Origin of the sequence: Pseudomonas sp. P9_31 (genome assembly GCF_034008235.1) — a bacterium.
Lineage (GTDB): Bacteria > Pseudomonadota > Gammaproteobacteria > Pseudomonadales > Pseudomonadaceae > Aquipseudomonas.
On record NZ_CP125375.1, the window covers coordinates 4,754,662 to 4,778,425 of the forward strand.

Sequence of the window (23,764 nt, forward strand, 5' to 3'; positions counted from 1 at the left end):
GAAAGGTCGTACATATAACACAGAGCCGCCCTGTGCTCACTGTGACAGCGGAAGAGTCGGACGCTCACTCATGAACGCCTCCAGACGCGAGCGCAGCCAGCGTTCGGCTGGGTCGCTGTCGACATGGCTGAGCCAGACCATGGACAGGTCCAGCGTCGGCGTCTTGAACGGAAACGGCTCTTTGAACAGTTGGCCGGACGCGGCCATCGCCTCGGCCGTGTAATCCGGCAGGCTGGCGATCAGGTCGGTGCCGGCGAGCAAGGCCGGCAAAGAACTGTACTGCGGGACGGACAGCACCACGTGGCGAGTACGACCGATCTCCGCCAGCCATTCATCGGCGTAGCCACTGACATTGGCGGTGTGAGACACCAGCACATGCGGCCGCGAGCAATACTCATCAAGCGTCAGGGGCGTCTCGGAGGCATCGGCGCGCAATACGCTGGGCTGGATGTGTCGCAGCAATTTGCGCTTGGCGTTGGCCGGCAAGCCGCGGGTCTGGCTGATACCAACGGTGATATCGCCAGACGCCAGCAGGTCGGGAATGCGCCAATAGTCGACATGCTGGACCACGAACACCACCTTCGGCGCTTCCTGGCGCAAAGCGCGCAGCAACGGCGGCAACAGGCCGAACTCGACATCATCCGACAGCCCGATGCGAAACGTCATGGTGCTGCTGAGCGGATCGAAATCGTGGGTCAGGCTCAAGGCCACCGACAGCGAATCCAGCGCCGGAGACAGGTGCTGAATAATCTCCTCGGCCCGTGCCGTCGGCTCCATGCGATGGCCAACCCGAATGAACAGCGGATCATTGAACATCGTCCGCAAGCGGTTCAGCGCCGCACTGATGGTCGGCTGACCGAGGAACAGCTTCTCCGCCACCCGTGTGACGTTGCGTTCGAGCATCAAAGTCTCGAACACCACCATCAGGTTGATGTCGGCCTTGCGCAGTTCGTTGCGATTCATCCGTTGCACCCCGGTCCCAAATCTGCCGACAGTTTAGGGAGGTGTCGCAATCGGCGTCTATGCAGCCAGGCAAACGACCTGCTCCATAAAAACCCGGGACACTTATCCCACAGACCGCCCGGTAAAAACGAAGCTGCTCTCACTGAGCAGCTTCACCGCCTGAAGCCTAGATTTCCTTGACCGGGGTCTGATCGTGAGTCCCCTTGATCAAACTGATGGCGTGCACGCAATCAGACTTGTTGACGTAAGCCTCCCCGCTGGCAATCGTTTCATGATTCCCCGCCCGCAAACGCCAGCGCCATTGGCCCTTGCCGGTCTGTGCGGTGCCACGGGTTTGCCTGTAAATCTCAAAATACATTGATCGCTCCTTGCGATGGCTGATTACGACAGGTCAGTGACCTGCGAAACCAGAGTAGATGAGGAATTTCTGAGGCAAAGTCTTTCAATGTCAGGGGATATTTCGGGGAAAAACCCTTGATTGACGAAACGACCAACAAATACGGGGAGTGGTAATTCGAACGACTCGGCGGAGTAACTTTTCCCGTGAATAGACATATCTTTCTTACGTTGTTGTGTAAGCGCCCGACCAACACACCTTGCCAGCAAGGCGAAATGATTTGAATCCAATTCGCTCCTTGTAGAGAATCGCCGTCTTTGCCTCGAAAGGATGCGCGCGATGAAGTTCGAAGGGACTTTCCAATACATGGGCACTCACGGGATCGTCTTCAACGTCTCGCATATCACCCTCACCGACAGCGAACGTGGACGCCTGCGCGAGCTGCATTTTGGCGAGGCGAAAAGCGCCCACTATGAGGTCAACAGCAAGGTCGTCGAGGTGTACGACAAGATGCAGGCCAAGAGCCTGCCTTGCGTGATGATGATCGGCATCTCCAAGCCGTTGACCCGGCAACAGGGCGATGTCCTCAATGCCCAACGCACCAAGATCGCCAACCTGGCCGCCTCCGCCTTCGGTGGCGCTGCCGGTACTGTGGGCGGTTTAGCCGGACCTGCAGGCAGTGTCGCCGCAGGTACTGTTGTAACGGCGGGTGTGCGCTCGTACGTCAATGACGCTCTGCCCACCTACCATGCTGGCGACGTAATCGTCAGCATCCAGGCGCAAGTCAATGGTGGAATTGGCCCACAGCGCTCTTCCGAATCCCTGATCATCAAGACCTGAGTGGGGCTGCACATGTCCGAAATTACCCAGACGGTCATCGCTGTGGCGCTGTCCTTTCTACTTGATCGGTTTCTTAAGCCGTACCCGCTGCGCAAGTGGCTAGGGGTGACGCTGGTGGTGGCAGGCGCAATCGGCTGCGTTGCACTGAGCCAGACCCAGTTGCTGGGCTTTGACTTGGGATTGATGTCGGTCCTTGCCGTGCCGGTGGGCGCGGGGCTGTTCGTGACCAGGCGGCGGTTTGAGCAGATTGGCTGAAGGGATGTAGGGATTCATCGCGTTAACCAGCAAACTAGCTCATACGATCCTAGATGCGCCCAACCCTCTGATGCTGACCCGTTCAGCCTTATGTTTGGGCCTTCTCCTTCATCGGTGATGCAACCGAGCCAACCACCCTTCGCTCTTGCCTGTGGGGAGGTTCTATGTTTGGCACTGGACCGAAGTCTGGTGGGATGAACCGGGACAAAGCGGTATGAGGCCGGAAAGACAGACCTAGCAAGGGGCTCAGGACAAGCGGCATACCAGGATCAGTGCCAAAACAGCGCCAAACAATAAACAGGCAAATTTAGACACCAGGGCTGTGCCAAGGGCCAATTTGGCGAGACCTTTGGCACTGGGCATTAACCCTATTCGGTATAGTCATATGATACCGAGGCGCTTACATCCAGCCGCCAGCCCAGACCACGCGCCCGATTATCTCCAGGTCGTTCAGACTTTCCTTCGCAACCGTCATCGTCTGATAGGCAGGATTGGTGCTGATCACCGCTACGCCGCCGCCGATCTGGCGTTGTAGGCGCTTGGCATAGAGATGGTCATCTAGGCGGATCACATAGACCGCCTCCCCCTCCAGCGCGTTACGGCTGTGATCAATCAGGACCGTATCGCCATCACTTAGTAAGCCCTCCATCGAATCACCATCGACTCTGATCGCGGACAGCCTCGATGGCTCCAGCCCCTGTTTACGCAACGAGTAAGTCGTGAAAGCCAGGAGCGTCAGAATCCGTGTCCCCTCGGTCCAGGAACCATGTCCTGCGCTACACCGGGCATCGTACAAAGGTACATAGCTGTACTTGTCGTCTTCTATGACGCGCTGCACTTGCTGCTCTTCCCCAAATGCCAGCCACATCGCGGAAACGCCTGCGGCCTGCGCGATCTGTTCCAGCCTGTCGAGCGTTGGATATGTCTCCCCGCTCAGATAACTGCGTATCGCCCCCTCAGAAAGACCAGAGTCGCGCGCAAAAACGCGTGCAGCCCTAGTTCCCATCGCGTCCTTGAGCCTTTCCCGGAAGCATCCGATTGCCCCCGCTGGAATCGGATGCTGCGTATCCAAAGCATCCGTTTTATCCGATTCCTTGTAAGTCATTGATTTCTCTCGGTTATACGTTTTTCTGAGCACGGCCGCACATAAAAAAGAATCGGATGCGCGTTTTTCCGATTGATATGCGCGTTTATCCGCGTTATGTTTATCCGCAACAGGACGTTAGACGTCCCAAAAAAACCACCCGTGAAGATGGTTCAAAACTATGAGCGATATCGACATGCCCACAGACCCTGCCAGCAGATGGGAGTGGATCAAATACCAACTCCGTGTTCGCGGCACTTCCATGGCCGAGCTTGCGCGTCAACTGGATGTCACTGACCGCGCAATCCGTAACGCCAAAAACACCCCTTATCCGCGCATCGAGCGTTCACTCGCCATAGTCCTGAGCCTAGAGCCTGCGGACATCTGGCCAGAGCGCTGGAACGCTGATGGTACTCCACACCGCCAAAGACCTAGCCGTGCAGAAGTAAACACTTCCTACGGCAAGGATACCGGACTACATCCGGTTGGACACTGTAAAGCGGCAAGGAGTGCCTAAACATGCGCAACCAAAAAGATGACAAAACCTTAGACATCTTCTCTGTTCCCCAGCCCGTGCTTTCTATCCCTGGCCTCGGCAACTACGCCGCCCAGGTAAGCGAGCTGGTAAGCGACATCCTCAAAGAGTCCGACTTGGACCGCTACGAAATCGCAGCCCGTATGTCCCGGCTCTCGGGCGACGACGTCAGCAAGAATATGTTAGACGCCTGGTCGAGTCCTGCCCGTTCTGATCACAACCTTCCTCTGTATAGAGCAGCTTTGCTGGAGGAAGTTTGTGCGAGTCATGTCCTGACGAACTGGCAGGTACACCTCCGTGGTGGTCGGGTGGCTTACGGACGTGAGGCCTTGGACGCGGAAATCGGGAGGCTGTCACGGGTTGCACACGACGCGACACGCAAAGTTCGAGACCTGAAAAAGATGTTGGGTGACGACAATGCGTAATTGGTACTCGGCTCAAGAACTGGCCGGTTTGCCAGGGCTTCCAGGCACCGCTCGTAACGTGAAAGCAATGGCTGCCCGCGAGAATTGGGAAGGCCAGGCCCGTCTCGGCAGCAAGGCAATTGAATACGCATTTGCCATCCTGCCGAAAATCACTCAAGCCGCTTTAATCGCGGCATCAGTGAGGGAGATCGAGCCTCAATCGGTAGCCGCATCCAAACCTATAAGCATCAAACGTGACTCTATTTCAGCGTCACGCTTGTACGAAGAACAACGCTCGGTAATGACTGCTCGCCTCGCATTCGTCCGCGAAATCGAGCGTATGAGCCAGACCATTAGCCAACAACGCGCTATTGATTCTCTGGTAGCCCTAGCCAAAGCCGATCAACTCAGCCCTTACTTGACCGGCCTGGTGCTGCGAGCGAACGACCGCAAGACCAATGACCGCTCGTTGAGCGAGCGCACCCTTAAGCGCTGGCTGTCCGACTATCGCAAAGAAGGTGAAAGCGGCCTGGCGCCAGCCCGCCGTCAAAAAGACTTGAGTCTGCCTGTATGGTCGGCCACGTTCCTGACCTGCTACCAGCGCCCGACCAAGCCCAGCGTCGAAGCGGCCTACGCCGAGTTCGCCCTGAAGCATCCAGCAGAGCGACCGAGTATTCATGTTGTTCGCCGCTTCCTTAATAAGCTGAGCGCCGAAGCCCGCGAGCGTGGCCGTCGCACTCCGCAGGAACTCAAAGCCCTGCAACCGTTCAAGCGCCGGACTACCAAGAACATGTATCCCTGCGACGTGTTCACCGCTGACGGCCACAAGTTCGACGCCGAAGTTTTGAACCCGCGCACCGGCAAACCCTACCGGCCGGAAGCTACCACCGTCCTCGATGTGGCCACCCGCAAGGCGCTGGGTATATCCATCGGAGAAGCCGAGTCGACCATCGGCGTTATGGATGCTCTGCGCGATGCTATGGAGCACGGCATGTTCGCCATGTTCTACGTCGACAACGGTTCTGGCTTTGCCAACGACACCGTCCGCGAAGTGGTTGACCGCCTCGGCGGCACCATGACCCACGCCTTGCCCTACAACAGCCAGGCGCGGGGTCTGATTGAGCGCTCCCACCAGACGATCTGGGTCAACGCCGCCAAAAAGCTGACCAGCTACATCGGCGCCGACATGGACAAGCATGCCGGGACAAAGGTGCATCGTATCGGTCGCAAAGAATTGCGCGAAACTGGCCGTACTCGGCTGATCCCGACCTTTGCCGAGTTCATGGCCGGCGTCGAGTATGAGATTGAAGCCTACAACAACAGTCCGCACCGGGGCCTCACCAAGCTCCGTGACCCGCTGACCGGCAAGCTCCGGCACATGAGCCCTAACGAGGCTTGGGAAGCCGCACGATCCGAAGGTTGGGAGCCGATAGTCGCACCTGCTGAACTGCTCAACGACCTGGCTCGACCGCAGGTCATTCGCCCAACCCGTCGTGGCGAAGTCACCTGGTCAGGCGAAACCTACTTCCTGGACGCCTTGCGCAACTTCCATGGCGATGAAATCCGCCTTGCTTATGACGTGCGCGACGCCTCCCGCGTGTGGGTCCGCACCCTGGACGGCGACCTGATCGGCGAAGCGCTCCTGGACGGTAACGCCAGCGACTACATGCCGAAGGCGATGATTGAAAAGGCCTACGACAAGCGCGAAAGCGGCCAGATGAAACGCGCCGTGGACAAGTTGGAAACCCTGACCGGCAAGCGCGTGGAAATGATCGCACCGACCAGCGCTCCGTCTGCCCTGCTCAGCACGGAACAGCTCGCCGAAGCCCAGCGCTTCGCTCAACTGGCAGCCCCCAAAGCGCAAACCTTCGACCTGCCATCCGACCCAACCGCCCGTTACCACCTCTGGCACCAGCTCGCCGACCGCCAGACCAATGGCGAAGCCCTGACGGACGAGGAAGCCCAGTGGCACAGCCGCTACGCCAAACACCCGGACTTAGCCTCGATCCGCCGCATGTTCGAGTTCGCGGAACAAGCCCGCGCCTAACACAAGACCTTCAAGGAGCTTTATATGAGTGTTTCCAAAATCGTACCGCTGACTAACGTCGGCCTGTTGTCCGCCGCCATCGAGCGCACCCATTCCCGTCCGATGGGCCTGCCCGGTCTGGTCGTGATGTACGGCGCCAGTGGTCTGGGCAAAAGTGTGGGCGCCGCCTTCGCCGCCAACCTGCACCGCGCCTACTACGTCGAATGCCGCGACACCTGGAGCAAGAAAGCTTTCTTACAGGCGATCCTGCGAGAAATGAGTATCGCCCCCGGCCAAACGCTGTCGATCATGGTTGATCAGGTGGCCGAACAACTGTCCCGTAGCGGCCGTCCGCTGTTGATCGACGACGTTCAATACTTGCTCGAAAAAGCCGTGGCCAACGTCCTGACTGATATCTACAACGCCAGTCAGGGCACCATCGTCCTGATTGGCGAAGAGCGTGTACCCAGCAGTTTGGCCAAGCTAGAGCGCCTGCATAACCGCGTGTTGGAGTGGGTGCCCGCGCAACCGGCGACACTCGACGATCTGCGCAGCCTGGCCAAAGCCAGCTATCCGAGCCTGAAAATTGCCGACGATCTGCTGGAAGACCTGCGCCACAAGGTGCGTGGCTGCCTGCGCCGCGTCGCGGTCAACCTCTACAAGGTCTACGGCGAAACCCAGGCCATGGCCATGGACAGCATCGACCTGGCCGGCTGGGGCAATCGCGGCTGGTTTACCGGCGAAGCGCCTGTGCGGAGGGGCGTGTAATGGCTGGGGGATTGGGTCGCAAACGAATTGATCTAGAAATGCAGGGCACCAAAGGCAATCGCCAGCGCATCTGGGAAGCCATCCGTGTAGGCCGTGATGGGTTTACCGCCTATGAAGTTTCCCGTCGTGCCAGCACCGATGACACCGCCGTGCGCAGTTACCTGCAGTCGCTGATCAAGGGTGGTTACGTTGAGGTCGTCACGGGGGCCAAGTTCGAAGAACAGACCCTGCGCCTGCTCAAGGACGTGGGAGCCGAAGCGCCCGCCATCACTCGCGCCGGCAAGCCCAGCACCGCTGGCAAAGGCACCGAAGCCATGTGGCGCTCCCTGCGCATCCTGGGCGAACTGGATGCCGACGAGCTGGCCGCGCAAGCCTCCATTGTGGTGCCTACCACTACTTGGACAGCCCGTTCCTATCTGAAATGGCTCAAGCGTGCGGGCTATGTCGTCGAGGTTCAGACCAGCAAGCCAGGCAAGAAGGCCCGCTACCGACTGGGGCACGGTAAATACACTGGTCCGCGCCCGCCCATGATTCAGCGCATCGGCCAGGTCTTCGACCCTAACTTGGGCGAAGTCGTGTTCCGTCAGGCAGAACCTGAGGAGGACGATCTATGAGCGTTCAACTTGCCGCCTGGGGACCAGAGCCGCCGCTGTTCGTGCGCTTGCTCGCCGCCGAAGTCGCCGCCAGCAACAAAACCAAAGCCAGCCAGCGCATTGGGATGAGCCGCACCGCCGTCAGCCTGATCCTGGCCAACCGCTACGCGTCACCCAGCACGGCCGGTGTTGAGCGCCGTGTCATGGAAACCCTCGGCCGTATCGAGTGTGTCGCCCTGGACGACGTGGTCACCACGGACCAGTGCCAAAGCTATCGCGAAAAACCGGCGCCGACCCACAACCCGCAAGCCATGCAGCACTGGCGAGCCTGTCAGCACTGCACCCACAACCCCGACCGCTGCCATCAGGAGATTGACCATGCTCGCCTCCACTAACCGCACGCCGCTGAAAGTGTTGACCCCGTCACTCGCCGAACACCTGCGGGTGTTCAACCACGCCGCCCGGACTTTGCAGTCAATGCGCATCCGCCTGCTGAACCTCGACCCGATCCAAAACCGGCTGACCATCGACCCCGAGGCTGGTCGCGCACTGATCAACGCCCGCTCCGTCAGCGGCTACCAGCGCCACGCCAGCGCCGGTAGCACCCGTTACACCGTGTTGTTCCAGGGCGTGACCTTGGAATGGCGCGAAACCATCAGCGCCGCCCGTCCCGACGACTGGTCCCGCCCAACTCTCCACTGAGGAACCCTGTAATGACCGCACAACAACACACCATCCCCGAAGGCTATCGCATGGACTCGCAACGTCGACTCGTCGCCGAAATCCTGATCAAACCGCTTGACCTAGCCCGTGATGCCCTGGTGCTGGAACTGGTCGAAAAAGCCCGCGAGGCCAGCAAAGGCTTGGCCCTGTTCAAAGCCGCTGCGTTCGGTGACATCGACGCCTTCGTCGAGATGAGCGCCGAGGAATACGGCGCCAAGCTGGGTGGCAAAAAAGGCAACGTCAGCCTGATCAGCTTCGACGGCCGCTACAAAATCCAACGGGCTATTCAGGAAAGCATCGCCTTTGACGAACGCCTCCAGGCAGCACGGGCCTTGATCGACGCATGCCTTGAAGAATGGACCGCCGGGGCTCGCCCGGAGGTGGTCACGCTGGTCAATGACGCGTTCCGCACCGACACCAAAGGCGACATCCGCACGGCGCGAGTCCTCGCACTGCGCCGCCTGGAGATTGTCGACGAACGCTGGCAGCGCGCCATGCAGGCCATTGGCGACGCCTGCCAGGTGGTCGGCTCCAAGTCCTATATCCGCGTGTATCAGCGTGTCGGTGATACCGACCAATACGAACCCATCAGCCTTGATATTGCGGGGGTGTGACATGGGGCTTCTTACTTCAATGACATGGCCTGACACAAGTCTGCTCGACCTGCTCAACGATGCCGAAAAAAGCACAGAGGAAACCTTCGACATCGTTCACCTGGAACTCAACTCCGGCCGTAGCTACGTGGTGGCCGTGATTCATGGTGATCCAGACAGCGTGGATGACATTGCTGAGCAACTTCAAACTCTAAAACAACAACGGGGCAACTGAGATGACCAGTTCAACCACCGCAATGCTTCAGGACCCTGATATTGCCGAAATGCTTGAACAACTTCAGGCCTGGCACGCCAAGCGTATCGACCAGCTTCAGAGCTTGGTCGATGCCAAAGACGACGTGGATATTGTTCTGCGCGGAGTCGATGGTCAGCAGGTCGAAATCACAGGCGATGCGCGCAAGGGCTTTAAATCTGCAATGCGTATCGCTGTGGAGTTGTTCTCTCCGTTCCCCTTGCGAACCGAGAAGTTCGAAGCCGATGACGACCAGGAGGAAGAGTGACATGGAATACATCGATATCAGAGTCCGCTACAGCACTGGTGCCTATCACGCATCGGTTTCAGGCCAGAAGGTCACCGCATCCTCCAGCATCAGCGAGCGTGACGCGAGCAAGGCACTGCTGTGCAAATTGCAACCTGACGCCGAACTGGAACGGATTGAACTGCTTTCGGTAGGTCACTTTGGCAGCGCAACGTGCATTCGACTTCACCTGAAATGCAGGGAGCAAGAAATGAAGATCACCGCTTATTGCTTTGCTTCCGGTCATATCGAGTTCGGTAGCACTGTCCCGGATGGGGCCATTGCCTTGGCTATTGGAGAAGACAAAACAGTCCGCGAGATCATCAGCGGCACTGCTCAGCTTTCCCGACAAGACAACGAAACCTGGTTTGTTCCTGGCGTAGCCGGTGCGCCCAATCAACGCGAAGGCATTCTCGCCATGGCGCGCTACATCCAGTGGCTGGGCAAAAGCAACCAGCCCGGTTTCCGTGCCTTGGGGGCCTGACCATGCAACGTTTTCACGACACCCGCAACGACCCGTTGCCGATGCATTCGCCGCAGCACGATATCGAGCGCGCCAACCTCGCTCGGCAAACCGCCGAGTTTCTGGCTCGCGGCGGCAAGGTCCAGCAGATCGGCCATCGCATGAGCAGTGCGCCCGCGACTTTCACCATCAACCCCGAACGCTCGCCGGTCTATACCCATCTGTTTGCCCCGGTTGCCACGGAGGCGGTTTCCCCAGCGCAGGTATTGCCTGAGCCAACAACAGAGCTTGCCCAGACAGATGAGCAAAAACTCGCGGGCCTGATCATGGCCGATGCCGCCCTGGGCAATTCCCCCAAGTGGATCGCCAAGAAACACCACATGACCGAGAAACGCGTGCGGCAGATCGCCCGCGACTACCACATCACCTTCCATGTACAGCGATAGGACATCCCATGGCCAAGATCACCCTGACCCTTGAAGACCAGCACGACGAAAGCGGCAAACCGACTGTATCCCTGGACATGTCCGGCGCCCGAGTCGGGCCGTTCGGACAGACCTTGCAGACCGAGGCACTTCGCATCTCGCAAATGCTGTTCGGCATGGCCGCTTGTGAGGAAAGGCTCTGCGGCCTACCTGCCTACCGCCGCCAGCCGAGCAACAACACTCTCCATTAAGCGAAACCGCCCCGGCCATCCGGGACGGTCTGCCAGGCGTGGTTGCCTGGTACTGATGAGCAGCCGAGGAAAAGATGGAACAAGCGGATTGGGATGCATTGAAGGAGCAAATGACGAGCCCGTGGGGCAGCATGAAGCTCAAGTGTGATGGGTTTGAAATCGACCTAGTGCAGAGGACTAACCCTACAAAAAAGAATTGGGAGACGACGGTCTACGTGGATGGATATTTGAAGGGGATCTGGTTGACCTGCGACCACAAAACCGGCGAACCCGAACATGAGGAAACTCGCCGTTTTTATCGCAAAGTAACTCGAGCCCTTTATGCAAAAAAGGATATCGAGGCCTATCGGAAGCTTTTTGGAAAGCGCGAAGCAACGAAGAGAGAGGCGGTCAAGTTCATCACCTATGACTGGTCCTGGAAAAGCTTCACCTCCCTGAAAAAACACCTGCTGGCCAACAACACTAGCATTGCCCGTATTGCCGACTTCTGAGCGAAACCACCCTGGTTATCCGGGGCGGTCTGCCGGACGTGGTTGTCCGGTACTGATGAGCAGCCAACCCATGACCGACGAAACACCCGCAGCACGTAAAACCCGTCTGGCCCGTGACCGCAAACGTGCAGAACGTCAGCGGCTCAAGGACAAGCGGCTCGCCATGGGCGCCAGCAAACTGAAAATGGAAATCTACAGCGGTACGGAACGCGAGCTGGAGCAGATCCGCACGGCCGGAGAGTTTGACGAGACCGAGCATGCGCTCACGGTGGCGATTCACGGTGTCGCCGAACTCTCACGACGTGATCCAGCAGCATTCCGCGCCCTGATAAAACGGAGAGGAAAATGAGCACCAGAAACTTACAACTCAGCAAGATCCACATTGCCAAGAAAGACCTTGGTCTGGACGACGAAACCTACCGTGCCCTACTGGGTCGGGTGGCGGGTGTGCGTTCGGCCAAAGACCTGAACCCGCGTCAGATCGGCCACGTGCTGGCCGAGTTTGCGCGGTTGGGCTGGACCTCGACGTCAGCCAAACAAACTGGCCGCAAAGCTCCTACCCCTGCACCGGACCGGGAAAATCTGATGGGTAAGGTCGAGGCCTTTCTCGCCGAAGCCAAACGCTCTTGGGCGTATGCCGATGGCATGGCCATGCGCATGTTCAAGGTCGAGCGCGTGGAATGGCTGGACCCGCAACAGCTCCACAAAATGGTGGCGGCATTGACCTACGATGCCCGCCGACACGGGAGACCCGAGCGATGAACGAAGAACTGTTCCCGGACGACACGGATAAGCTCGACCCTGAAAAGGTTCTGGCTCACATGGAAACGCCAACGGTCCTTGCACGATGGGAAGGCACCCTGGGTGAGATGGTCAGGATTGCCGAAGTTGAGCTGCGCAAGGCGCTCAATAACACCGATAGCGCTCCTGAGCTGGCCCGTCGGGTGGTCTATTCCATCTGCGAGCACCAGGGCGGCACGGTGATGTATCTGCCACGCGGCACAATCCTCAAGCGAGCCATGCGCAACGCGGCTATCTACCAAGACTGGCGGGACAAAGGGGTTAAACCTGCTGATATGGTCAGCAAGTACGATCTGTCGAGCCAAACGATTTATGACATCATTGCCCGTCAACGGGCGCTGCACCGCAAGAGCGAGCCCGACTTGTTCGGCTATGACGACGATCCAGGAAGGAGTATCCACTGATGAACCAGGTGCAATGGTTTTATGACGATAGCGGTTCTCGTGTAGGACCTGTGACCGAAAGCGAGATCAAAGGGCTATTGAAGGTTAGCAAGATCGGCCACGGCACTCTTGTATGGCGTACCGGTATGACCGACTGGATTCGAGTCGAGTCGAGCGAACTCATCACCGAGCTTGCCACCACACCGCCACCATTGAGCCGGGATCGAGTTTCCGACTTATGGGTCTGGTTGCTTGCTCTCTCGCCGGTTATTTGGCTGGCGATAGATGCCAGCGTATTGAACGCTGGCATTGTTGTTAGTTGGCTCATAACCATTGCGCTGTGTGCCTTGGACATAAACAAGCTTCGAAGCGCTGGCTACCAGGCTCCGGCTATCTGGTGGAGTTTCGTTGTTCCGGGTTATCTCTACTTGCGATCAAAAAACCTAAAGAGTAGTTATGCTCCCCTGATTGTTTGGGTTTTGATTAACGTGGCATTGGTAGTTATGTCTCGGTAGTTAGATCTTGCATGTCCAGCCCCGCCACCGTGCGGGGCTAAAACCTTAAACCCCCCTGAAATTACAACTTTCCCCCCTGTGCGCGAACCTACACCCGTTCTTTCAAACGGCAGGTTCGCACCATGCACACCGCTCCCGCTTCCCCCAAAGTTTCCCGGCCTCAATGGCCGCGCCAACATGCGCAACTCATCCTTGCCGCAGGGGATGACCTCGCCCGCGAAGTCTTGTGGGCCAAGGTTCCAGCCGACTGGCGGGACATGGTGCAACTGCATGTTGCTCAGGCAGAAGCGCACACCGAGCAGCACGTCCAGCAGCGGGAGAAGTTTCGCCCTGCTGTAAGTCCCGCAACACCTGTCCTTGCTGAGTATCGAGCGCCCATCCCTGTGCGCGGCAACGCAGTGGTTGCCAACCACCATCTGGCCGCTCTGCGCGCCGCCATCCACACACCGCGAGTATCTGCATGAACCTTCGCTTACCGAAGCAGCGCCCCCGTGCGCCACGTATGACCGACTGGACGTTAATCACCATCGCACTGCTGTTGTGCCTGGCTATCGTCGCTCCGACCAAACTGCCGGTCGTTCTCTATAAATGTGGTCTGGTCACCCTGGGCGGTGTACTCGGCTACTGGATCGACCGTGCGTTGTTCCCCTATGCCCGCCCAAACATGGTCCGACGTTATGAGCGTTCCATGGCTGGTGTTCGCCGCGCCCTGGTCGTGCTGGCCTGCGTCCTCGGCCTGACGTTGGGGCTCTGAGCATGCGGCGAATCCTTCTATATATAGGTGCCACGTCGCTGGCCTCGATTGTCGGACTCGCGATATCCGCCGCAGCCTATGCCGAAATCCCTACCCAGGCCGAACGCTACCGTCGTGACCTGACCCGTATCGCCCAGGCGGAATGGGGACTGGATGCCCCGGTGGCAACCTTCGCCGCGCAGATCCATCAGGAAAGCCGCTGGCGGTTCGACGCGAAATCGCCGGTCGGTGCGCAAGGCTTGGGCCAAGTGATGCCCTCGACCGCCACCTGGTTGGCTCAGTTGTTCCCCAAAGCCTTGGGCAAGGTCGAGCCGTTCAATCCGATTTGGTCCATGCAGGCGCTGGTCAGTTATGACCGCTGGTTGGCAGATCGCATCCAGGCGCGTGGTCTCTGCGAACAAGGGGCGTTCATCCTGTCCAGCTACAACGGCGGGCTGGGCTGGGTCATCCGCGACCGAAAGTTGGCTTCGGCAAAAGGCGCCGATCCGCTGACTTGGTTCGACTCCGTCGAGCGGCACAACGCTGGCCGCTCGGCCGCTGCCTTCAAGGAAAACCGCCAATACCCACGTCTGATCCTACTGCGCTGGGAAGCGCTGTATATCGCTGACGGTTGGGGCCAGGGAGTCTGCCAATGAAACGCCTGCTCGACTTAATCAGTCCTGCCACCTGGTGCGTTGCGCTGATCGTTGCCGTGGTCTACGGCCTGCATCTCTACCGCCAGGAGGGCTATGACGAAGGCTTCGCCCTGGGCACAGCCAACGGCGAAAAGATCGCCGCCGACCTTCGCGAAACCTTTACCCGCGAAAAGCTTGGTCTGGCCCAAGCGGCCGCCGAAGCCGCGAACAAGGCCCTTGCCGACTTACGCGCCGAGCAGGCCAAGGGCAACCAACTGGCCAGCCAGTTGGCTGACACCAAAGACAACCTGCGCAAAACCACCGACAAGCTCACAGGAGAGATAGCCCATGTCACCAACCTTTACCGACGCGCCCTCGATGCGCAGCCCGAGCCGTTGCCTGTTGCTGTGTTCACTACTGGCTTTGTCCGCGTGTGGAACACCGCCAATGGCATCAGTACCGCAATGCCAGCCCCGAACAGCGCCAGCGGAACTGCTGCGCCGTCCAGCGGAGCCGGAGCCGCTGACGACCTCGACTCCGGTCTTGGCCAGGATCAACTTCTGACCAACCAGGTGCGCAATGGCGAGCGGCATGGAACCTGTCGGGCACAGCTCAATAAACTGATTGATTGGACCCTCAATGAGAGCAGATGACTTCGCCACCCGGATGGAGGCGATCCATAACAAAACAGCGTTAACGGCACATATGGCACAACGCGAAACCTTGACTGGACCTTCCGCCGAGTTCTGCCAGATGGCTGATTGCGAAATGCCCATACCCGAAGACCGACGCCAGGCCGTCGAGGGCGTGCAGTTCTGCGCCGAGTGCCAAACACGCCGCGAAAGAAGGGGCTGCAAATGATGATGATCGAAATGCCTGCCTGGCAGTTGATCAGTGTGGCGGTCGCGGTTCTCGGTGGTTTTGCAGGCTTGGTGAAGCTGCTGCTGTTGCAAACGGAGCGGCGCCTGGACCAGCGCAATGCCGTGATGGATGACCGCTTCAACGCCTTGGCCAAAGACAGCGACCGCCTGCGGAGCGTGGAACTCAACTTCGAACGGCTGCGCGCAGATCTGCCCCTGCACTACGTGCGACGTGAGGACTACGTCCGAAACCAAACCGTCATTGAAGCCAAGCTCGACGCCTTGGCGCTCAAGTTAGAAAACGTTCAGCTCAAAGGAATACGACCATGAACATTGATCCCGCCAAGGTCCGCCGCGAATCCCTGCGGTGGTACATCCTTCTCACCCTCAACACCTCCCGCCCCGTGGACCCACATGAAGCCATGGTGCTCTCGACCATTCAGGGCATTCTCCCGGATGTCACCACCCTGGAGTTGCGTCGGGAACTCGACTACCTGGCAGATCGCAGCTTGGTGACACTGAAAAAACAATCCAGTGGCGCTTGGATCTGTGGCTTGACCCACTACGGCGTCGACGTGGCCGAGTACACCATCGACTGCAATCCCGGTATTGCCCGCCCCGAAAAATACTGGAGCTAAGCCATGCCACCGCGCAGCAAAGTCGCCAGCCTGCCCAAAGCCGTCAAGGCCTGGCTCGATAAGGCCCTGGCTGAAAACAGCTTCAGCGAATACGAAAGCCTTGCGGCCGAGCTGTCGGCCCAGGGCTTTTCGATCAGCAAGTCGGCGCTGCACCGTTATGGCCAGGACTTTGAATCCAAGCTCTCGGCGCTCAAGGTAGCCAGCGAGCAGGCTCGCGCCGTGGTGGCCGCTGCGCCGGATGAAGAAGGCGCGGTCAACGAAGCCCTGATGCGGCTCGTTCAGGAACATCTGTTTAAGCTGCTCATGACTGACGGCGACAAGATGGACCTGCCGAAGGTGGCTAAGGCTGTGGCTGAGCTGGGCAAGGCTTCGGTCGTACAGAAAAAATGGCAGTCCGAGTGGAAAGAGAAAGCAGAAGCCGTGGCTGCGCGTGTCGACAAGATCGCCAAGAAAGGCGGCATGACGGCTGAAACCGCTAACGAAATTCGCAGTGAAATTCTGGGGATGGCATCGTGAGCGTGCCCCTTGTCCTGGACAGCACCGCCAAACTGGTCGCACCGGCTGTATTGCTCGACTACCAAAAAGAGTGGATTGGCATTCGCGCACCGCTCAAGGTCGGCGAGAAATCACGCCGGATTGGTCTCACCTGGGCAGAGGCAGCCGACAACGTCCTAGTCGCCGCTTCCGAGAAAGCGGCCGGTGGCCAGACGGTCTATTACCTGGGCTACAACCAGGACATGACGGTCGAGTACATCCAGGCTTGTGCCATGTGGTGCCGGGCCTTCAACTATGCCGCCGAAGAAATCGAAGAAGGTATCTGGCCCGACAGCGACCCTGACAAACATATCAAGACCTACACCATCGGCTTCCCCAGCGGACACCGCATCGTCGCGCTGACCAGTCGCCCATCCAACCTGCGGGGGCGTCAGGGCGTGGTCGTGATCGACGAAGCCGCGTTCCACCAGGACTTGGCCGAGCTACTGAAAGCCGCGCTGGCCCTGCTGATCTGGGGCGGTGAAGTCCATGTGATCAGCACCCACGACGGCACTGAAAACGCCTTCAACGAGTTGATCAACGATATCCGGGCAGGCAAACGCAAGGGCGCGCTGTTCCGCTGCCCGTTCCGTGAAGCGGTTGAGGATGGGCTTTATCAGCGGGTCTGTCTTCGCAAGGGCATCGAGTACAAGCCCGAGGAAGAAGCTGCCTGGGTACAGGACGTGTACGACTTTTATGGCGACGCTTCGGAAGAGGAACTGGACTGCGTGCCATCCCAGGGCGGCGGCGCCTTTCTCAGTCTGGCCCTGGTCGAGCAACGCAGTAACCGCGATGTACCGGTGTTGCGCCTGGCCTACCCACAGGGCTACGAGACGATGCCCGAACACATGCGGCTGGCCGAGTCGCTGGAGTGGTGCGAAGAACATCTAAAACCGCTGCTTGAGGCCATTCCGCTGGATGTCCAAAGCTATTACGGCATGGACTTCGGCCGCAGTGGCGACTTGTCGGTGTTCTGGCCGTTACTCAAAGAACAAAACCTGCGCAAGCGCACACCCTTTGTGGTCGAGCTGCGCAACGTACCGTTCAAGCAACAGGCGCAGATCAAGTTCTACATCCTGCGGCGATTGCCCAATTTCCTCAAAGGCGCAGACGACGCCAGGGGCAACGGCTCGCAGCTGTCCGAAGACACGGCCGTCGAGTTCGGTTTCAACCGCATCGAGCGAGTGATGCTGACCGAGGGCTGGTATCGCGACAACATGCCGCCCTTCAAAGCAGCCCTGGAAGACGACACCTTCTACGACATCCCGGCCGACAAGGATGTGGTCAGCGATGTGCGCGCCTTTCGTATGGTCAAGGGCGTGGCCCGCATCCCGGAAAAACGCACCAACGAGAAAGGCGAAAAGTCCGGGCCCAAGCGCCATGGCGACGCCGGTATCGCGGCCGTGCTGGCGGATTACGCCTCCCGGCAGGAAACCGAAATATTCGAATTTCACCGAGTCCAACCCACCGCCCAGCAGGATCGTGAGATCCAACTCGGAGCGGGTTGGCGCACCCAGAAAGGCATTTGGTAATGGCTGACTCCCGAATCGTCGACCAGTACGGTCGACCGATCCAGTACGACAAGCTCACGGAAGAACTGGCTGCTGCCCGCACCACCGGCATTCGCCAAGTCTGGCACCAGTCAGTGGCCAGGGGGCTGACGCCTGGGCGACTGGCCAACATCCTGCAAGCCGCTGCCGAGGGCTCGGCCCATGACTACCTGACCCTGGCCGAGGAAATGGAAGAACGGGATCTGCATTACGCCTCGGTGTTGGGCACCCGCAAGCTGGCGATATCGGGTCTGTCGATCCGGGTCGAAGCCGCCAGCGACGACGCCGAAGACGTGCGCCGTGCTGATCAACTCAAGGAGATTGTCGACTCCCCCGAGTTCGGCGAGCTGCAAGCCGACTTGACCGACGCCATGGGCAAGGGCTATGCCGTCTCCGAAATCATGTGGGATCGTAGCGGCAAGACCTGGAACCCGCAGCGCTTTGAGCCCCGCGATCAGCGCTTCTTCCAGTTCGACCGTGATACCGGCCGGGAACTGCGCCTGCTCGATGAGGCCGACCCGGTGAATGGTGTTGCGTTGGCGCCGTACAAGTTCATCGTCCACTTGCCGCGTATCCGTTCGGGTCTGCCTATCCGGGGCGGTCTGGCGCGTCTCGCGGCCGTGGGCTACATGTGCAAGGCCTGGACGTGGAAGGACTGGATGGGCTTTGCCGACATCTTCGGCATGCCCATGCGTGTGGGCCGTTACGGGCCGGGGGCCAGCAAGGACGATATCGCCACTCTGATGTCGGCGGTGGCCAATCTGGGCAGCGATGCGGCGGCGGTGATCCCGGACAGCATGCGTATCGACTTCACCCAAGCCGCCAATGTCACCGGCGCTGGGGACTTCTTCAAAGGCCTGGCCGAGTGGTGGGACAAGCAAGTCAGTAAAGCCGTGGTCGGTCAGACCATGTCCACCGACGACGGCTCCAGCCAGGCCCAGGCAACGATCCACAACGAAGTGCGCCTCGACCTGCTGCAAGCCGATGCCAAGGCCGAATCCAATACGCTGAACCGCTACTTTGTGCGGCCCTGGTGCGATCTGAACTTTGCACCTGGTCGGCCGTATCCGCGATTGATCATCGACGTTCCCAAGCCAGAGAACACCAAGATACTGATCGAAGCGCTAAAGGAACTGGTGCCGCTGGGGTTGAAGGTTGAACAGTCAGTGATACGCGACAAGCTCAATATTCCCGCTCCCGCCGAGGGTGCCGAGCTGCTGGGCATCCCTGCGCCTGTTGCCACTCCTGCGTTGGCACAGGCGACCAACAGCGAGCAGGTACGTGCGAAACCGGTAGTGCAGCCGGACATCGTGGATAACCAGGTACGGACGATGGAGCGGACGGTGGGGGTTCACTTGGATGATATGGTCGAGCAGATCAAGGAGATGCTCGACTCAGTCAACAGCCTTGAGGAGTTCCGGGATCGGTTGATTGAAACCTATCCGGCGATGACTACCAATCAGTTGGCGGATGCTATTGCCGATGGGCTGGCGGCTGCCAGCTTAGCGGGACGCGATGACATTTTGCGGGGGTTGTGATGCTTCAATCTGATAGAAATTCTGCGACAGCTACGCATGCAGCAGCCACCGCCGAGAAAATAGCGGCTTGGGTATTGAGGTATAGAGAGAAGGAAACCAGATCCTTGTATGCCTCTACATTAGTAACAACAGCCGAGTTGAGTTTCTCTTGGGTGTCTGCTGATAGATACCAAAACATACCAGCATATGCAGCCAGAACAGCCCCAACCAAAGAAAGCCCTTTCCTAAATACACGCAACATATTCGATTCCTTGAGTCGGCTAGTGAACCGCTCACCAATTGGAGAGCTGTAATGTCAGTATCTCATGGCTCATTGCCATTCAAGGAGCAAATCGACTACTTCCGTGGCAAGGTCAATTTACCGACTCGCTCCTGGACGGACATCTACACCGCCGAACATGACTACGCCTTCGTAGTGGCTGGTGCGGTCAAGCGCGACCTACTGACCGACCTGCGCGGCGCAGTCGAGAAGTCCATCGCCAACGGCACCACCCTGGAACAGTTCCGCAAAGACTTCGATCAGGTCGTCGGTAAACACGGCTGGCAGTACCAGGGCGAACGTGGCTGGCGCACCAACGTCATTTGGGAAACCAACCTGCGCCAGTCCTACAACGCTGGTCGCGAAGCACAGATGTCCGACCCGGAGCTACGTAAGCGCCGCCCCTATGGCGTGTACCGTCATGGCGACAGCGCCCATCCGCGCCCGATGCACCTATCTTGGAACGGCACCACTTTGCCGCTTGACGACGCATGGTGGACAACACATTCGCCGTCATGCGGCTGGGGCTGCAAGTGCAAGAAATTCATGCTCTCGGCCAGGGATGTAGAACGTCAGGGCCTGACGATTGGCCCAGCGCCCGCTATTGAGTGGGAAGATCGTGTTATCGGCAAGAACAGTCCCAACGGCCCGCGCACCGTTCGCGTGCCCAAAGGTATTGATCCGGGGTTTGAATATGCACCAGGTCAATCTCGCCTGGCGAATTCCGTGCCCCAGCTGCACGCCCGTGATCCTCTGCCAGCTCCGTCAGCAGCGCCAGTCCCCGTACCGGCAACGGGTCTGCCCAACCGCCAACCTACCGGTACTCTACCGTCACCTCGACCCGTGCCGGCAAAGCGCTTGCTTCCAGCCAAAGTATCCGCCCCACAAGCGGTGACCCAGTTCCTGGGCGAGTTCGGCGCCACTGATGCCGCCCCGGTCGTGTTCCGTGACGTGACTGGCGACGCCCTAGTAATCGGTCGGGAGATGTTTACCGATGCCAAAACCGGCGCGATAGCACTGGCCCAGCAATTCAAGGCCAGCGAACTGCCCTTACTGGCTGACACCATCAAGACACCCGACGAGATCTGGGCTCGCCTGGAATGGCAGCCGGACCTGGGCAAAGCCGTACTCCGGCGTCGCTACCTGGCGCACGTCCAGGTGAAGGGCAAGGCCACCCCAGCCGTGGCCGTATTCGACCAGGGCGCCGATGGCTGGACGGGAGCGACCGGCTTTGTTGACGACAGCGAGCAGTACCTTGAGGCCTTGCGCCTCGGTGTTCGCCTTTACCGACGCACTGAATAGGAGAGGACCATGGCCGGTGCAATGCTTGATGTAGTCATCGATACAACCATCATTGGCAAAGCCCTCGGTGAACTGTCCGAGCGCTTGGGTGACCTGACAACCCCGCTCAACGACATTGCCGAATACCTGCATCAGTCCACCGATGATCGCTTCATCAAGCAAGTGGCGCCAGACGGCACGCCTTGGGCGCCGCTGGCTCCCTCAACGTTGGCCCGCAAGAAAGGTGGACGCATTCTTCGCGCTAAGGGCACGCTCCAGGACACCATGCGCCACAGCGTCAGCGGCAATGAACTGTCCTTCGGTACAGATCGGCCATACGGCGCCATTCACCAGAACGGTGGCAAGGTCGAACATGCAGCCAGGTCGCAGCAGGTTTACTTCCGTCAGGGTAAGGATGGATCGGTCGGCAATCGTTTCGTGAAGAAGAGCAAATCCAACTTTGCACAGTGGGTGACCCGTGGAGCGCATGACACCGAGATCAAAGCACGGCCCTATCTAGGGCTGTCGACAGAGGACGATGGTGAGATCCTGGCCATCATTCAGGATTACCTCTTAGAGCCAGTAGCAAGCTGACAGCGCAGAATCTCCTAGATGCTGTGATCGACTCTAACGGGTACATACGTTGCTTACAGGGTGGCTAAGTCGCGTTAGACCTGCGTTAGATTCGCTCGTAGTGCTATTCGGTTCGCCCCCGTCAGACACCCTTTACCCATTCTCTACGTATAGAATGGGTAAAGGGTGTATCCCCCTCTATGCCTTCCCCAGGCACAAAACCTTAAACCGCCCTGAAATTACTTTCCTTTGATGACCCGCCGACACTGGCGGCATGAAAACCCAACTCGCCGTTAACTCAGAAATCTACAGCTCAGTCGTACTTTCCGATGGGAAAGCGCCCGAGTGGGTAGAACTTATTCCAGCCGGTCCAAACGTAGTTGGCCGTGATGGCCGCGCCTGGCTATTCGACGACTTCGCCTATCAATCGGTGCAATCCAACTTCACCAGTCGGGCAATTGAACTGCCTATCGACTGGGAGCATGCCACCCAGCGCCGCGCCCCTTTGGGTGAGGACGCCCCGGCCGGTGCATGGATCAAACAACTAGAGACTCGCAACGGTGCTCTGTGGGGCCAGGTCGAGTGGACGCCTCGCGGCGAACTCCAGGTTGAAAACAAAGAGTACCGCTTCCTTTCCCCCGTATTCGATTACGACATCGAGACCACACGCATCGTGCGCCTGGTCAGCGCAGCCCTGACCAACATTCCCAACTTCCTCATGACAGCGCTCAACCAAGAGCAAATGGAGAACGTCCCTGTGAAACCCTCGCCAGAGCTTTTAAAACTTGTGGGGCTGCCTGATACGGCAACCGAAGAACAATTTCTGACGGCCACCACCGAAAAACTCAAATCCACCGCCCAGGCACTCAACAACGAGTCAGCCAACCTGGACCGCTTCGTCCCCCGTGCGGACTACAACGCACTGGAAGCCCGCGCAACCAACGCGGAACAAGCCCTGAATGAGTTCAAAAAGACAGAGCACACCAAGGCTGTCGATGCAGTGATCACCTCGGCCACTCAGGCCGGGAAGATCACGCCGGCAACGGTGGAATACCACCGCGCCATGTGCCAGGACGAAGCCGGCCTGACGCGCTTCAAGGCTTTCGTCGATGCGGCACCAGTCGTTGCCAATCCCTCCAACCTGAGCGAGCGCAAGCCCGACAACACCGTCACCGCGCTCAACTCTGAAGAGCAACAGGTCGCCAAGCTGATGGGCTTGAGCGAAGCGGAATTCATCAAGGGCAAGGCGTAACTCCCCTCTATATAAAGGAAGTGATTCATGATCATTAACGCCAGTGTCTTGAACGCGCTGTTTACTGCGTACAAGGCCGAGTTCCAAAACGCCCAGGCCACGACACCGACCGACTGGAAGCGTATCGCAACGCCTGTTCCGTCGTCGTCCGCCAGCAACACCTATGGCTGGCTGGGGCAGTTTCCGACGTTCCGTGAGTGGATCGGCGACCGTGTTCTCAAGAACATGGCGGCGCATGGTTACTCCATCACCAACAAGAAATTTGAGTCGTCGGTGGGTGTCCCACGCGATGCCATCGAAGACGACGAGATCGGCGTTTACAAACCGCTGTTTGCCGAAATGGGGCGTGCCTCCAGTGCGCACCCGGACGAACTGGTGTTCGCGCTGCTCAAAGCGGGCTTGACCACCACCTGCTACGACGGCCAGTACTTCTTCGACACCGATCACCCGGTTTATCCATCGACCGATGCAACTGGCACCGCCGTGTCCGTCAGCAACTACCAGGACGGTGCAGGCCCGGCCTGGTATCTGCTCGATGTCAGCCGCGCACTCAAGCCCATCATTTTTCAGAACCGTCGCAATTACGATCTGAAAGCGATGACCGCCATGGACGATGAAAGCGTCTTCATGCGCGACGAATACCGCTATGGCGTGGATGCCCGTGTGAACGTCGGCTTCGGCTTCTGGCAGTTCGCCTACTGCTCCAAAGCCCCTCTGACGGCTGAAAACTACGGCCTTGCCCGTGCTGCCATGAAGGACTTCAAAGCTGATGGCGGTCGTCCCCTGGGCATTAACCCTAGCCTCCTGGTCGTGCCCTCTCAACTGGAAGGCGCTGCCCGCAAGATCCTGGTCAAGGATGCAGACAACGGCAACGAATGGGCAGGCACAGCCGAAGTACTCGCACCGGCCTGGCTGAGTTAAG

At 58.8% G+C, this 23,764-nt stretch carries 38 protein-coding genes and 2 other RNA genes; 36 read left to right on the forward strand and 4 right to left on the reverse strand.

Features of this window, described 5'->3' with window-relative positions; genetic code table 11:
• Positions 1–36 precede the first annotated feature (36 nt).
• Positions 37–963: a LysR substrate-binding domain-containing protein gene (locus QMK51_RS21300; protein WP_320391650.1), complete on the reverse strand. Its 927-nt coding sequence runs from the start codon at positions 961–963 to the stop codon at positions 37–39.
• Between the two features lie 166 nt (positions 964–1,129).
• Positions 1,130–1,321 carry a YegP family protein gene (locus tag QMK51_RS21305; protein WP_074874292.1) on the reverse strand — a complete coding sequence of 64 codons (192 nt, stop codon included), beginning with the start codon at positions 1,319–1,321 and terminating at the stop codon, positions 1,130–1,132.
• A gap of 318 nt (positions 1,322–1,639) precedes the next feature.
• Between QMK51_RS21305 and QMK51_RS21310 the strand changes: the two genes are divergently transcribed.
• Positions 1,640–2,140 (forward strand): hypothetical protein, encoded by a 501-nt coding sequence (locus QMK51_RS21310; protein WP_258697104.1) that lies wholly within the window; start codon positions 1,640–1,642, stop codon positions 2,138–2,140.
• A 12-nt stretch (positions 2,141–2,152) separates the two neighbouring features.
• Positions 2,153–2,395, forward strand: coding sequence for a hypothetical protein (locus QMK51_RS21315; RefSeq protein WP_320391653.1), 243 nt, complete (start codon positions 2,153–2,155; stop codon positions 2,393–2,395).
• Between the two features lie 400 nt (positions 2,396–2,795).
• On the opposite strand, the gene QMK51_RS21320 is transcribed toward QMK51_RS21315, so the two are convergent.
• The gene (locus QMK51_RS21320) at positions 2,796–3,500 is read right to left on the reverse strand and encodes an XRE family transcriptional regulator (RefSeq protein ID WP_320391655.1); all 705 of its coding nucleotides are present in this window, start codon (positions 3,498–3,500) and stop codon (positions 2,796–2,798) included.
• 175 nt (positions 3,501–3,675) lie between these two features.
• Between QMK51_RS21320 and QMK51_RS21325 the strand changes: the two genes are divergently transcribed.
• From QMK51_RS21325 to QMK51_RS21465, 30 genes are all read left to right on the forward strand, one after another.
• A complete protein-coding gene (locus tag QMK51_RS21325; protein ID WP_320394546.1) occupies positions 3,676–3,996 on the forward strand; it encodes a helix-turn-helix domain-containing protein in 321 nt (106 codons plus the stop codon).
• Positions 3,997–3,998: 2 nt separating this feature from the next.
• Positions 3,999–4,439, forward strand: a complete 441-nt coding sequence (locus QMK51_RS21330) for a hypothetical protein (RefSeq protein ID WP_320391657.1) — start codon at positions 3,999–4,001, stop codon at positions 4,437–4,439.
• A complete protein-coding gene (locus tag QMK51_RS21335; protein WP_320391659.1) occupies positions 4,432–6,465 on the forward strand; it encodes a DNA-binding protein in 2,034 nt (677 codons plus the stop codon). Before QMK51_RS21330 ends, QMK51_RS21335 begins: the two co-directional genes overlap by 8 nt.
• Before the next feature lie 24 nt (positions 6,466–6,489).
• On the forward strand, positions 6,490–7,212 hold the full coding sequence (locus QMK51_RS21340; protein WP_320391661.1) for an AAA family ATPase: 723 nt from the start codon (positions 6,490–6,492) through the stop codon (positions 7,210–7,212).
• A gap of 38 nt (positions 7,213–7,250) precedes the next feature.
• The gene (locus QMK51_RS21345; protein ID WP_320391663.1) at positions 7,251–7,826 is read left to right on the forward strand and encodes a hypothetical protein; all 576 of its coding nucleotides are present in this window, start codon (positions 7,251–7,253) and stop codon (positions 7,824–7,826) included.
• Positions 7,823–8,200 (forward strand): hypothetical protein, encoded by a 378-nt coding sequence (locus tag QMK51_RS21350; RefSeq protein ID WP_320391665.1) that lies wholly within the window; start codon positions 7,823–7,825, stop codon positions 8,198–8,200. Before QMK51_RS21345 ends, QMK51_RS21350 begins: the two co-directional genes overlap by 4 nt.
• A complete protein-coding gene (locus QMK51_RS21355) occupies positions 8,184–8,507 on the forward strand; it encodes a hypothetical protein (protein ID WP_320391667.1) in 324 nt (107 codons plus the stop codon). Before QMK51_RS21350 ends, QMK51_RS21355 begins: the two co-directional genes overlap by 17 nt.
• Positions 8,508–8,518: 11 nt before the next feature.
• On the forward strand, positions 8,519–9,142 hold the full coding sequence (locus tag QMK51_RS21360) for a DUF3164 family protein (RefSeq protein ID WP_320391669.1): 624 nt from the start codon (positions 8,519–8,521) through the stop codon (positions 9,140–9,142).
• Position 9,143: 1 nt separating this feature from the next.
• Positions 9,144–9,356 (forward strand): hypothetical protein, encoded by a 213-nt coding sequence (locus QMK51_RS21365; protein WP_320391670.1) that lies wholly within the window; start codon positions 9,144–9,146, stop codon positions 9,354–9,356.
• A gap of 1 nt (position 9,357) precedes the next feature.
• Complete coding sequence (locus QMK51_RS21370; protein ID WP_320391672.1) at positions 9,358–9,642, forward strand: hypothetical protein; 285 nt, start codon at positions 9,358–9,360, stop codon at positions 9,640–9,642.
• Between the two features lies 1 nt (position 9,643).
• Positions 9,644–10,144, forward strand: a complete 501-nt coding sequence (locus QMK51_RS21375; RefSeq protein WP_320391674.1) for a hypothetical protein — start codon at positions 9,644–9,646, stop codon at positions 10,142–10,144.
• Between the two features lie 2 nt (positions 10,145–10,146).
• Positions 10,147–10,569 (forward strand): hypothetical protein, encoded by a 423-nt coding sequence (locus QMK51_RS21380; RefSeq protein ID WP_320391675.1) that lies wholly within the window; start codon positions 10,147–10,149, stop codon positions 10,567–10,569.
• An 8-nt stretch (positions 10,570–10,577) separates the two neighbouring features.
• The gene (locus QMK51_RS21385) at positions 10,578–10,799 is read left to right on the forward strand and encodes a hypothetical protein (RefSeq protein WP_320391676.1); all 222 of its coding nucleotides are present in this window, start codon (positions 10,578–10,580) and stop codon (positions 10,797–10,799) included.
• Positions 10,798–10,868, forward strand: an RNA gene (locus tag QMK51_RS21390) — hammerhead ribozyme type II. Before QMK51_RS21385 ends, QMK51_RS21390 begins: the two co-directional genes overlap by 2 nt.
• Positions 10,869–10,873: 5 nt before the next feature.
• Complete coding sequence (locus tag QMK51_RS21395; protein ID WP_320391677.1) at positions 10,874–11,290, forward strand: hypothetical protein; 417 nt, start codon at positions 10,874–10,876, stop codon at positions 11,288–11,290.
• Positions 11,289–11,359: hammerhead ribozyme type II (locus tag QMK51_RS21400), an RNA gene on the forward strand. The genes QMK51_RS21395 and QMK51_RS21400 overlap by 2 nt, the downstream gene beginning before the upstream one ends.
• 1 nt (position 11,360) lies before the next feature.
• Positions 11,361–11,639, forward strand: coding sequence for a hypothetical protein (locus QMK51_RS21405; RefSeq protein WP_320391678.1), 279 nt, complete (start codon positions 11,361–11,363; stop codon positions 11,637–11,639).
• Positions 11,636–12,052 (forward strand): regulatory protein GemA, encoded by a 417-nt coding sequence (locus QMK51_RS21410; protein WP_320391680.1) that lies wholly within the window; start codon positions 11,636–11,638, stop codon positions 12,050–12,052. The genes QMK51_RS21405 and QMK51_RS21410 overlap by 4 nt, the downstream gene beginning before the upstream one ends.
• Positions 12,049–12,495, forward strand: coding sequence for a Mor transcription activator family protein (locus QMK51_RS21415; protein ID WP_320391682.1), 447 nt, complete (start codon positions 12,049–12,051; stop codon positions 12,493–12,495). Before QMK51_RS21410 ends, QMK51_RS21415 begins: the two co-directional genes overlap by 4 nt.
• Positions 12,495–12,989: a DUF4339 domain-containing protein gene (locus tag QMK51_RS21420; protein WP_320391684.1), complete on the forward strand. Its 495-nt coding sequence runs from the start codon at positions 12,495–12,497 to the stop codon at positions 12,987–12,989. Before QMK51_RS21415 ends, QMK51_RS21420 begins: the two co-directional genes overlap by 1 nt.
• Positions 12,990–13,111: 122 nt before the next feature.
• Positions 13,112–13,453: a hypothetical protein gene (locus tag QMK51_RS21425; RefSeq protein ID WP_320391685.1), complete on the forward strand. Its 342-nt coding sequence runs from the start codon at positions 13,112–13,114 to the stop codon at positions 13,451–13,453.
• Positions 13,450–13,743, forward strand: a complete 294-nt coding sequence (locus tag QMK51_RS21430) for a putative holin (RefSeq protein WP_320391687.1) — start codon at positions 13,450–13,452, stop codon at positions 13,741–13,743. The genes QMK51_RS21425 and QMK51_RS21430 overlap by 4 nt, the downstream gene beginning before the upstream one ends.
• Positions 13,744–13,745: 2 nt before the next feature.
• The gene (locus QMK51_RS21435; RefSeq protein WP_320391689.1) at positions 13,746–14,378 is read left to right on the forward strand and encodes a transglycosylase SLT domain-containing protein; all 633 of its coding nucleotides are present in this window, start codon (positions 13,746–13,748) and stop codon (positions 14,376–14,378) included.
• Entirely contained in the window at positions 14,375–15,010 is a 636-nt protein-coding gene (locus tag QMK51_RS21440; protein ID WP_320391690.1) for a DNA-packaging protein, read from the forward strand. The genes QMK51_RS21435 and QMK51_RS21440 overlap by 4 nt, the downstream gene beginning before the upstream one ends.
• Before the next feature lie 115 nt (positions 15,011–15,125).
• On the forward strand, positions 15,126–15,218 hold the full coding sequence (locus tag QMK51_RS29025) for a TraR/DksA C4-type zinc finger protein (protein WP_413817542.1): 93 nt from the start codon (positions 15,126–15,128) through the stop codon (positions 15,216–15,218).
• A complete protein-coding gene (locus tag QMK51_RS21445; protein ID WP_320391692.1) occupies positions 15,215–15,547 on the forward strand; it encodes a hypothetical protein in 333 nt (110 codons plus the stop codon). The genes QMK51_RS29025 and QMK51_RS21445 overlap by 4 nt, the downstream gene beginning before the upstream one ends.
• Positions 15,544–15,855, forward strand: a complete 312-nt coding sequence (locus QMK51_RS21450) for a hypothetical protein (RefSeq protein WP_071552223.1) — start codon at positions 15,544–15,546, stop codon at positions 15,853–15,855. Before QMK51_RS21445 ends, QMK51_RS21450 begins: the two co-directional genes overlap by 4 nt.
• 3 nt (positions 15,856–15,858) lie before the next feature.
• Positions 15,859–16,371, forward strand: a complete 513-nt coding sequence (locus QMK51_RS21455) for a DUF3486 family protein (RefSeq protein WP_320391696.1) — start codon at positions 15,859–15,861, stop codon at positions 16,369–16,371.
• Positions 16,368–17,921: a hypothetical protein gene (locus QMK51_RS21460; RefSeq protein ID WP_320391697.1), complete on the forward strand. Its 1,554-nt coding sequence runs from the start codon at positions 16,368–16,370 to the stop codon at positions 17,919–17,921. Before QMK51_RS21455 ends, QMK51_RS21460 begins: the two co-directional genes overlap by 4 nt.
• On the forward strand, positions 17,921–19,477 hold the full coding sequence (locus QMK51_RS21465; protein ID WP_320391698.1) for a DUF935 domain-containing protein: 1,557 nt from the start codon (positions 17,921–17,923) through the stop codon (positions 19,475–19,477). The genes QMK51_RS21460 and QMK51_RS21465 overlap by 1 nt, the downstream gene beginning before the upstream one ends.
• A 4-nt stretch (positions 19,478–19,481) precedes the next feature.
• Here the strand turns inward: QMK51_RS21465 and QMK51_RS21470 are convergent, their stop codons facing one another.
• Entirely contained in the window at positions 19,482–19,718 is a 237-nt protein-coding gene (locus QMK51_RS21470; RefSeq protein WP_320391699.1) for a hypothetical protein, read from the reverse strand.
• A gap of 51 nt (positions 19,719–19,769) precedes the next feature.
• Between QMK51_RS21470 and QMK51_RS21475 the strand changes: the two genes are divergently transcribed.
• The 4 genes from QMK51_RS21475 (at position 19,770) to QMK51_RS21490 (ending at position 23,763) form a co-directional block, all read left to right on the forward strand.
• Positions 19,770–21,038, forward strand: coding sequence for a PBECR2 nuclease fold domain-containing protein (locus QMK51_RS21475; RefSeq protein ID WP_320391701.1), 1,269 nt, complete (start codon positions 19,770–19,772; stop codon positions 21,036–21,038).
• Between the two features lie 9 nt (positions 21,039–21,047).
• On the forward strand, positions 21,048–21,611 hold the full coding sequence (locus tag QMK51_RS21480) for a phage virion morphogenesis protein (RefSeq protein ID WP_320391702.1): 564 nt from the start codon (positions 21,048–21,050) through the stop codon (positions 21,609–21,611).
• A 253-nt stretch (positions 21,612–21,864) separates the two neighbouring features.
• Positions 21,865–22,842 (forward strand): phage protease, encoded by a 978-nt coding sequence (locus QMK51_RS21485; RefSeq protein WP_320391704.1) that lies wholly within the window; start codon positions 21,865–21,867, stop codon positions 22,840–22,842.
• Positions 22,843–22,869: 27 nt separating this feature from the next.
• Positions 22,870–23,763 carry a Mu-like prophage major head subunit gpT family protein gene (locus tag QMK51_RS21490; RefSeq protein WP_320391706.1) on the forward strand — a complete coding sequence of 298 codons (894 nt, stop codon included), beginning with the start codon at positions 22,870–22,872 and terminating at the stop codon, positions 23,761–23,763.
• Position 23,764: the final 1 nt, after the last annotated feature.

What these genes read in the sequence shown, in the direction of transcription:
- QMK51_RS21470 (WP_320391699.1), bottom strand. Translation starts at nt 19,718, where the DNA reads ATGTTGCGTGTATTTAGGAAAGGGCTTTCTTTGGTTGGGGCTGTTCTG.
- QMK51_RS21435 (WP_320391689.1), top strand. Translation starts at nt 13,746, where the DNA reads ATGCGGCGAATCCTTCTATATATAGGTGCCACGTCGCTGGCCTCGATT.
- QMK51_RS21360 (WP_320391669.1), top strand. Translation starts at nt 8,519, where the DNA reads ATGACCGCACAACAACACACCATCCCCGAAGGCTATCGCATGGACTCG.
- QMK51_RS21420 (WP_320391684.1), top strand. Translation starts at nt 12,495, where the DNA reads ATGAACCAGGTGCAATGGTTTTATGACGATAGCGGTTCTCGTGTAGGA.
- QMK51_RS21325 (WP_320394546.1), top strand. Translation starts at nt 3,676, where the DNA reads ATGCCCACAGACCCTGCCAGCAGATGGGAGTGGATCAAATACCAACTC.
- QMK51_RS21455 (WP_320391696.1), top strand. Translation starts at nt 15,859, where the DNA reads ATGCCACCGCGCAGCAAAGTCGCCAGCCTGCCCAAAGCCGTCAAGGCC.
- QMK51_RS21335 (WP_320391659.1), top strand. Translation starts at nt 4,432, where the DNA reads ATGCGTAATTGGTACTCGGCTCAAGAACTGGCCGGTTTGCCAGGGCTT.
- QMK51_RS21375 (WP_320391674.1), top strand. Translation starts at nt 9,644, where the DNA reads ATGGAATACATCGATATCAGAGTCCGCTACAGCACTGGTGCCTATCAC.
- QMK51_RS21485 (WP_320391704.1), top strand. Translation starts at nt 21,865, where the DNA reads ATGAAAACCCAACTCGCCGTTAACTCAGAAATCTACAGCTCAGTCGTA.
- QMK51_RS29025 (WP_413817542.1), top strand. Translation starts at nt 15,126, where the DNA reads ATGCCCATACCCGAAGACCGACGCCAGGCCGTCGAGGGCGTGCAGTTC.
- QMK51_RS21355 (WP_320391667.1), top strand. Translation starts at nt 8,184, where the DNA reads ATGCTCGCCTCCACTAACCGCACGCCGCTGAAAGTGTTGACCCCGTCA.
- QMK51_RS21365 (WP_320391670.1), top strand. Translation starts at nt 9,144, where the DNA reads ATGGGGCTTCTTACTTCAATGACATGGCCTGACACAAGTCTGCTCGAC.
- QMK51_RS21330 (WP_320391657.1), top strand. Translation starts at nt 3,999, where the DNA reads ATGCGCAACCAAAAAGATGACAAAACCTTAGACATCTTCTCTGTTCCC.
- QMK51_RS21300 (WP_320391650.1), bottom strand. Translation starts at nt 963, where the DNA reads ATGAATCGCAACGAACTGCGCAAGGCCGACATCAACCTGATGGTGGTG.
- QMK51_RS21350 (WP_320391665.1), top strand. Translation starts at nt 7,823, where the DNA reads ATGAGCGTTCAACTTGCCGCCTGGGGACCAGAGCCGCCGCTGTTCGTG.
- QMK51_RS21320 (WP_320391655.1), bottom strand. Translation starts at nt 3,500, where the DNA reads ATGACTTACAAGGAATCGGATAAAACGGATGCTTTGGATACGCAGCAT.
- QMK51_RS21430 (WP_320391687.1), top strand. Translation starts at nt 13,450, where the DNA reads ATGAACCTTCGCTTACCGAAGCAGCGCCCCCGTGCGCCACGTATGACC.
- QMK51_RS21475 (WP_320391701.1), top strand. Translation starts at nt 19,770, where the DNA reads ATGTCAGTATCTCATGGCTCATTGCCATTCAAGGAGCAAATCGACTAC.
- QMK51_RS21450 (WP_071552223.1), top strand. Translation starts at nt 15,544, where the DNA reads ATGAACATTGATCCCGCCAAGGTCCGCCGCGAATCCCTGCGGTGGTAC.
- QMK51_RS21310 (WP_258697104.1), top strand. Translation starts at nt 1,640, where the DNA reads ATGAAGTTCGAAGGGACTTTCCAATACATGGGCACTCACGGGATCGTC.
- QMK51_RS21480 (WP_320391702.1), top strand. Translation starts at nt 21,048, where the DNA reads ATGGCCGGTGCAATGCTTGATGTAGTCATCGATACAACCATCATTGGC.
- QMK51_RS21425 (WP_320391685.1), top strand. Translation starts at nt 13,112, where the DNA reads ATGCACACCGCTCCCGCTTCCCCCAAAGTTTCCCGGCCTCAATGGCCG.
- QMK51_RS21305 (WP_074874292.1), bottom strand. Translation starts at nt 1,321, where the DNA reads ATGTATTTTGAGATTTACAGGCAAACCCGTGGCACCGCACAGACCGGC.
- QMK51_RS21445 (WP_320391692.1), top strand. Translation starts at nt 15,215, where the DNA reads ATGATGATGATCGAAATGCCTGCCTGGCAGTTGATCAGTGTGGCGGTC.
- QMK51_RS21395 (WP_320391677.1), top strand. Translation starts at nt 10,874, where the DNA reads ATGGAACAAGCGGATTGGGATGCATTGAAGGAGCAAATGACGAGCCCG.
- QMK51_RS21340 (WP_320391661.1), top strand. Translation starts at nt 6,490, where the DNA reads ATGAGTGTTTCCAAAATCGTACCGCTGACTAACGTCGGCCTGTTGTCC.
- QMK51_RS21345 (WP_320391663.1), top strand. Translation starts at nt 7,251, where the DNA reads ATGCAGGGCACCAAAGGCAATCGCCAGCGCATCTGGGAAGCCATCCGT.
- QMK51_RS21490 (WP_320391706.1), top strand. Translation starts at nt 22,870, where the DNA reads ATGATCATTAACGCCAGTGTCTTGAACGCGCTGTTTACTGCGTACAAG.
- QMK51_RS21370 (WP_320391672.1), top strand. Translation starts at nt 9,358, where the DNA reads ATGACCAGTTCAACCACCGCAATGCTTCAGGACCCTGATATTGCCGAA.
- QMK51_RS21385 (WP_320391676.1), top strand. Translation starts at nt 10,578, where the DNA reads ATGGCCAAGATCACCCTGACCCTTGAAGACCAGCACGACGAAAGCGGC.
- QMK51_RS21315 (WP_320391653.1), top strand. Translation starts at nt 2,153, where the DNA reads ATGTCCGAAATTACCCAGACGGTCATCGCTGTGGCGCTGTCCTTTCTA.
- QMK51_RS21410 (WP_320391680.1), top strand. Translation starts at nt 11,636, where the DNA reads ATGAGCACCAGAAACTTACAACTCAGCAAGATCCACATTGCCAAGAAA.
- QMK51_RS21465 (WP_320391698.1), top strand. Translation starts at nt 17,921, where the DNA reads ATGGCTGACTCCCGAATCGTCGACCAGTACGGTCGACCGATCCAGTAC.
- QMK51_RS21415 (WP_320391682.1), top strand. Translation starts at nt 12,049, where the DNA reads ATGAACGAAGAACTGTTCCCGGACGACACGGATAAGCTCGACCCTGAA.
- QMK51_RS21380 (WP_320391675.1), top strand. Translation starts at nt 10,147, where the DNA reads ATGCAACGTTTTCACGACACCCGCAACGACCCGTTGCCGATGCATTCG.
- QMK51_RS21405 (WP_320391678.1), top strand. Translation starts at nt 11,361, where the DNA reads ATGACCGACGAAACACCCGCAGCACGTAAAACCCGTCTGGCCCGTGAC.
- QMK51_RS21440 (WP_320391690.1), top strand. Translation starts at nt 14,375, where the DNA reads ATGAAACGCCTGCTCGACTTAATCAGTCCTGCCACCTGGTGCGTTGCG.